We start from the raw sequence: 6,088 nt of genomic DNA, 5'->3' as shown, positions 1-6,088 counted from the left end.
GCCTTCGACCGAGCCGGCCTGGACTGGCAGGCATATGTCCGATTTGATGAGCGCTACCTTCGCCCGACCGAGGTTGACGCGCTTATCGGCGACGCTTCCCGGGCCGAGAGCAAGCTCGGCTGGGCTCCGTCGGTTGACGGCCGAAAGTTGGCTCGCCTCATGGTCGATGCCGACATCGAAGCAATCGAACACGAGGGAACGCCCTGGATCGACAGGGTACCCCTGGACTGGTGGCAGAGCCCGACAAGCCGGGCGACCCCTCAGTGACCGACTTCTCGGCCGGCGAACTCGATCGGGGTGCGACTTTCTACATCGCGGGGCACCGCGGGCTTGCTGGTTCAGCCCTTGTTCGCCGACTTGAGCGAGCCGGCTTCGAGAACGTCATCGGAAGATCGTCCGCGGAATTGGATCTGCGCGACCGCGAGGGGGTGTTCGGTTTCTTCGCTCAAACCCGACCGCGGTACGTGGTGTTGGCTGCCGCGAAAGTCGGCGGCATTCTCGCCAACAGCACCTATCCCGTCGACTTCCTCAGCGAAAACGTCCGGGTCCAAGTCAATGTCCTCGACGCAGCCGTCGAGTCCGAAGTCGAGCGACTGCTCTTCCTGGGCTCTTCATGCATCTACCCGAAACTAGCCAAGCAACCCATCCACGAGGATTCCCTGCTGTGCGGTCCCCTGGAGCCGACGAACGACGCATACGCGATCGCCAAGATCGCTGGAATCATGCACATACAGGCTGTTCGTCGGCAGTATGGGCTGCCATGGATTTCCGCCATGCCTGCGAACCTCTATGGGCCGAACGATGACTTCTCATCAAGGGATTCGCACGTACTGGCCGCTCTCATCCGGCGTTACGAAGACGCCCGCACCTCGGGTGCCATCGCAGTCACCAACTGGGGAACCGGGTCGCCACGGCGCGAATTCCTCCACGCCGATGACATGGCCGACGCCTGCTTACACCTGCTCGAACATTACGACGGCGCCCAGCACGTCAACGTCGGCACCGGCAACGACGTCACGATCAGGGAGTTGGCCGAGATCATTGCTGCGGCAGTGGGTTACGAGGGCGAAACGCTCTGGGATGCCGGTATGCCCGACGGCACCCCTCAGAAACTATTGGACGTCTCACACCTTGCACAGTTGGGTTGGACGGCGAAGATCGGGCTGGAAGAAGGAATCGGCAACACGGTGGCGTGGTACCGCGAACGTATTAGCTCCCGGGCGGAAACAGCTTCGCAGCCTCCGCCGAGGTGAGCGCGCGCTCCCCCGCCCGAGCCTGCCGTAGCGGCCTCGGTAACGTCTGTGCCCACACGAGACAAGGAGCAGCCATGAGCGTGAGTTACCGCCGGGACGAGGCGATCGCCGTGATCTCGATGGACGACGGCAAGGTCAATGCGCTGGGCCCGGCCATGCTGGGCGAGATCAACGCGGCACTGGACCGAGCCGAGAGCGAGGACGCCGGCGCGGTGGTGATCGCAGGCAACCAGCGAGTGTTCAGCGGGGGTTTTGACCTGAAGGTGTTCCGATCCGGGGACGTAGCGGCCTCCATCGACATGCTCAAGGCCGGTTTTGAGTTGTCGCATCGGTTGCTGTCCTTCCGTAAGCCGGTGGTGGCCGCGTGCACCGGGCATGCAATCGCCATGGGTTCGTTCCTGGCGTGTAGCACCGACCACCGGATCGCTGCTCCGGGCTACAACTTTCAGGCCAATGAAGTGGCGATCGGGATGGTGCTGCCCTACCCGGCCCTGGAAGTGATGAAGCTGCGGCTGACCCGGTCGGCGTATCAGCAGGCGGTCGGGCTGGCCAGGAACTTCCTGAGTGACACCGCATTGGCCGGCGGTTGGGTGGACGAGTTAGTGATGCCCGAGTTGGTGCTCGAACGGGCCTGCGAGGCCGCCCAGGTTTTCGCCACCACATTGGATGCCGGTGCGCACCACGCCTGCAAGATGCGAGCCCGCCAGGAGACGTTGGACGCCATCCGGCACGGCATCGACAACATCCACACCGAGTTCGGGTTGTAGCCCACGACGGCGGTCACGGTCGGCTGGACGGTACTCTGCGCCCTATGAACATGCCTCGCGTCATCTTCATCTTCTCGGCCATCTTCATCGCACTGGGTGCCGCCTCCTACCTGCTCTCCGGCGCCGCGTCGGTGACGGCGCTGATCCCGGCCTTCTTCGGGCTACTGCTGGCCGGGACCGGCTTCCTGTCCCGGACCAACCTCAAACTCGGCGGGCATATCGCCGCGCTAGTCGGGTTGCTGGGGTTCCTGGGCACCGCCAGGAGTTTCACCAAGGTGCCCGCGCTGCTGTCCGGGGAGCCGGTTCAGCGGGCCACCGCCGTCGGCGTCCAGGCCGTGTTCGCAGTGCTCTGCCTGGTCTTCGTCGCGCTGTGCGTCAAATCGTTCATCGACACCCGCAAAGCCGCCACCGGCAGCTAGAGTCCGGCCTCCCAATCCAGCAGCCGGCGGGCCAGTTGCGGTCCGGCGTCCTCCTGGATGAAATGCCCGGCGCGGATCCGGGCGTGCGGTTGGCCTGCCGCACCGGGGATATGGCTTATCAGCGCGCGGTCGGCCTTGCCCAAGATCGGGTCGTGGGTACCGAATACGCACAGCACCGGTTTGTCCCACCGGCCAAGCGCGGCCCACGCCACCCGGTTTGCGGGGACGGCGGGGTTGTCCGGGGAGGTGGGTACCAGTTGCGGGAAGGCCCGCGCGCCGGCCTGATACCGCCGGTCGGGGTACGGCGCGTCATAGCCGCGTCGAACCGCCCCGGAGAGACGGTTCACCGTTCCGGCGTCGACGATGCGCCCTGCGGGCAGCACCGGAGAGTACTTGGCGAATGCGCGCCAGATGGAGAACGCCCTCGGCGTCGGTAGCTCCGCGGTGGGCAGAAAACCATTGGCGATGAACAGTTTCGAGAACCGGTCGGAATGTTCGGCGGCGATGCGCAGACCGATCAGCGAGCCCCAGTCCTGAACCACCACGGTGATATCCCGAAGGTCCAGTGCGGTCATCCACGACGTCACCCAGTCGACGTGACGCTGATAGGTGTAATCCTGCCGTCGGGTCGGCTTGTCGGAACGGCCGAAGCCGATCAGATCCGGCGCCAGCACCCGGTGGCCGGCGTCGACCAGTGGCCCGATCATACTGCGGTAGAGGTAACTCCATGTCGGCTCACCGTGCAGGAGCACCACAGGCGCACCGTCGCGGGGACCTTCGTCGAGGTAGTGCATCCGCAGCGCCGGCGCACCGGCGGCGATGACATCGAGGTAGTGCGGCGAGAACCGGTAACCCTCTAAGTTCACGAAGCGCGAATCCGGGGTGCGAAGGAAGTCCACACCTCATCTAAGGCTATCTGAGCGAGTGCACGTCCGACCGGGTCCAGATATCACCGTCGAGATGCCCCGGCAGACGAGCCTCGTCGGCGATAAACACGGGGTCCTCCCCGGCCTCGCTCTGCAGGTGGTAGTCCCGCAGGGCGGCGAAGGCCCATTTACCCAGCAGGATGATCGCGATGAGGTTCACGATCGCCATCAGCCCCATCGAGACATCGGCAAGCGCCCACACCCCGTCCAATCGGGCCAGTGCCCCGATGCTGATGGCGACGAGAACCATCACCCGGAAGGCGTTGATGGCCTGCTGCTTGGCCCCCAGGAAGAACAGGTTCACCTCGGCATAGACGTAGTTGCCCAGCACCGAGGAGAAGGCGAATATGAACACCAGCACGGTCATCAGCCAGGTCGTCCATGACCCGAGGCTGGCCGCGATAGCGGCCTGAGTCAGTGACGCGCCGGCCATCTTGGTCGGGGCGCTGGGGTCATAGATCGCCGGGCCGGACACCAGAATGATGAATGCCGTTGCGGTGCATACGATCATGGTGTCGACGAACACTCCGAGCGACTGGATCAGTCCCTGCTTGACAGGGTGCGACACCGTCGCGGTGGCCGCGACGTTGGGGGCGCTGCCCATACCGGCTTCGTTGGAGAACAGGCCGCGTTTGACACCGTTGAGCATCGCTGCCGCGATGCCGCCCGCGAAGCCGCCGGCCATCTCCTGGATACCGAACGCTCCGCCGATGATCTGGGTGAGCACCTCGGGGATCCGGGTGAAATTCAGGGCGATGATGACGAAGGCCAGCAGCACGTAGGCCAAAGCCATGATTGGCAACACCACCTCGGCGACCTTGGCGACTCGGCGCACGCCGCCGAAGAGCACCGGTGCGGCCAGCAGCACCAGGCCGATGGTGGTGTAGTGCTGCTCGATCGCGTGGGTGGTGTTGAGGACGTCGGCGATGGCGTTGGCCTGCACCATGTTGAAGGCGAAGCCGAAGGTGAACACCAGCAGCACCGCGAAGAGTATCCCGCCGGCGCGCGAGCCCAGGCCACGCTGAATGTAGTACGCCGGGCCGCCGCGGAAGGTGCCGTCCCCGGCGCGAACTTTGAAGATCTGTGCCAGTGTCGCCTCGATCAACGCGGTGGCCATGCCGATCAGGGCCACCACCCACATCCAGAAGATCGCGCCGGGTCCGCCGACGGTCAGCGCGATTGCCACGCCGGCGATGTTGCCGGTTCCCACCCGGGAGGCCAGGCCGACGCAAAACGCCTGAAACGAGGAGATGCCGCCGTCAGCGATGCGGGAGTTGAAGAGTTGGCCGACCATCCGCCTGAAGTAGCGGATCTGCACGAACCGTGTCCGGATGGTGAAGTAGATGCCCGCCCCGACCAGCACATAGACCAGCACGTAGGTCCACAGCACCTTGTTGACCGGGTCGATCAAGTGGGTCTGAATGAAGTCCATGTCGGCCTCCCGTGACGATTGGGGAATCCTGCCACGGGTCTGCCGGGAGCGCAGCGCAATGGACGATGCCGTCGGTTGACGGCGACCGGGGAGGGTCGGTCAGGGCCCGTTTGCAGTGAGGTCAGCCGGCGGCGGGGGTGGGGGTGGGGGCGCGTTGTGCGGGGAGAACGCGCTGCCTTTGATCCAGTCGTTCCACGGAACCGACCAGTCACCGCCCTGGCCCAAGGTCAAGGGCGGGCCGCCGGTGTAGAGAACCTCGACGACGTCGCCGGGTTGCGCCTGCTCGAAGTAGAACTTGGCGTTGTCGAGGTTGAGGTTGAGGCATCCCGAGGACATGTTCGTGTTGCCCTGGGCCCAGAGGGTGTCGTCGAGGTGGTGGACGTAGATGCCGTCGGTGCTGATCCGGGTGGCGTAGCCGACCGTGCGTTTGTAACTCAGCGCGGTGCCCTGCGGGACGCCGTAGGTGGACGAGTCCATGATGATGGTCTCGGCCTTGTCGAGCACGGTGTAGGTGCCCGGCGGTGTCCACCAGTGGAAGGTTTTGTTTCCGAGCGTCGACGTTCCACCGCGGCCCATCGAAGTGGGCATGGTCCGCATCAGTCGGCCGTTCTCGAAGACGCTGACCTGTTTGGTGATGTCGTTGGCGACCGAGATTCGGGAATCGCCGATGGTCAGCGTGGCCTTGGCGTCATCCTGACCGTAGAGGCCGTCGCCGAGTTGGAGGCCGAAGGTGTTGATGCTCACGTCGATCCGGGTGCCCGGGGTGTAGTAGTTCTCCGGACGCCAGTGTGCTTTGGTGTCGCTGACCCAGTTCCAGGTACCCGCCACCGGCGGGTCGGTCTTGACGATCATGTTCTTCTCGGCCAGAGCCTTGTCGGTGACTGCCTCATCGAAGTGCGCGACGATGATGGTGCCGACGCCGTAGCGGACACCGTCACGGGGCGCGAAGCCGCCCTGCACCTCGACGTACGGCCGCACGTAGTTGTTGGGAACCAGAGTGCTGAACGTGGTGGTGCGCGACAGCGGCACCCCCGCGCTGCTGGTGCTGTTCACCGTCAAGGTGTAGTTGCGGGCGTAGTCCAGCCGACGGGTGGGCTCCCAGGTAGTGCCGTCGGCGGAGATTTGGCCTTCGACCACGTCGCCCCAGTCATCAGACAGCGACACTTCTGTGATGGTGCCGTCGACGACATCGACCACCGGCCTGGTGAGCGGATTGATGGCCTCCGCGCCGTTGAACGGCGAGACGCCCAGCAGCGGCGGCGTGGGGGGCGCCGGCTGCACCGGGACCGCG

General features: G+C 65.0%; 7 protein-coding genes. 4 read left to right on the top strand and 3 right to left on the bottom strand.

The genetic code is table 11. The features are described 5' to 3' along the window. The 4 genes from ADBZ5N_RS16825 to ADBZ5N_RS16810 form a co-directional block, all read left to right on the top strand. A partial coding sequence (locus ADBZ5N_RS16825; protein ID WP_526259378.1) for a GDP-mannose 4,6-dehydratase occupies positions 1-267 on the top strand: 267 nt, incomplete at its 5' end. After that, positions 231-1,253, top strand: a complete 1,023-nt coding sequence (locus ADBZ5N_RS16820; RefSeq protein WP_526259376.1) for a GDP-L-fucose synthase family protein — start codon at positions 231-233, stop codon at positions 1,251-1,253. The genes ADBZ5N_RS16825 and ADBZ5N_RS16820, both read left to right, overlap by 37 nt. Positions 1,254-1,327: 74 nt before the next feature. Then, the gene (locus tag ADBZ5N_RS16815; protein WP_526259374.1) at positions 1,328-2,020 is read left to right on the top strand and encodes a crotonase/enoyl-CoA hydratase family protein; all 693 of its coding nucleotides are present in this window, start codon (positions 1,328-1,330) and stop codon (positions 2,018-2,020) included. A 44-nt stretch (positions 2,021-2,064) separates the two neighbouring features. Next, the gene (locus tag ADBZ5N_RS16810; protein ID WP_526259372.1) at positions 2,065-2,439 is read left to right on the top strand and encodes a hypothetical protein; all 375 of its coding nucleotides are present in this window, start codon (positions 2,065-2,067) and stop codon (positions 2,437-2,439) included. Here the strand turns inward: ADBZ5N_RS16810 and ADBZ5N_RS16805 are convergent. The 3 genes from ADBZ5N_RS16805 to ADBZ5N_RS16795 form a co-directional block, all read right to left on the bottom strand. After that, a complete protein-coding gene (locus ADBZ5N_RS16805; protein ID WP_526259370.1) occupies positions 2,436-3,338 on the bottom strand; it encodes an alpha/beta fold hydrolase in 903 nt (300 codons plus the stop codon). The genes ADBZ5N_RS16810 and ADBZ5N_RS16805 overlap by 4 nt on opposite strands. 13 nt (positions 3,339-3,351) lie before the next feature. Further along, the gene (locus ADBZ5N_RS16800) at positions 3,352-4,797 is read right to left on the bottom strand and encodes an alanine/glycine:cation symporter family protein (protein ID WP_526259367.1); all 1,446 of its coding nucleotides are present in this window, start codon (positions 4,795-4,797) and stop codon (positions 3,352-3,354) included. Positions 4,798-4,896: 99 nt separating this feature from the next. Then, positions 4,897-6,088 (bottom strand): Ig-like domain-containing protein (locus tag ADBZ5N_RS16795; protein ID WP_526259365.1); only part of this gene is annotated, 1,192 nt, incomplete at its 5' end.

It is taken from the genome of Mycobacterium sp. (assembly GCF_044370595.1).
GTDB lineage: Bacteria > Actinomycetota > Actinomycetes > Mycobacteriales > Mycobacteriaceae > Mycobacterium.
This window is presented reverse-complemented; position numbering and strand designations above follow the sequence as displayed.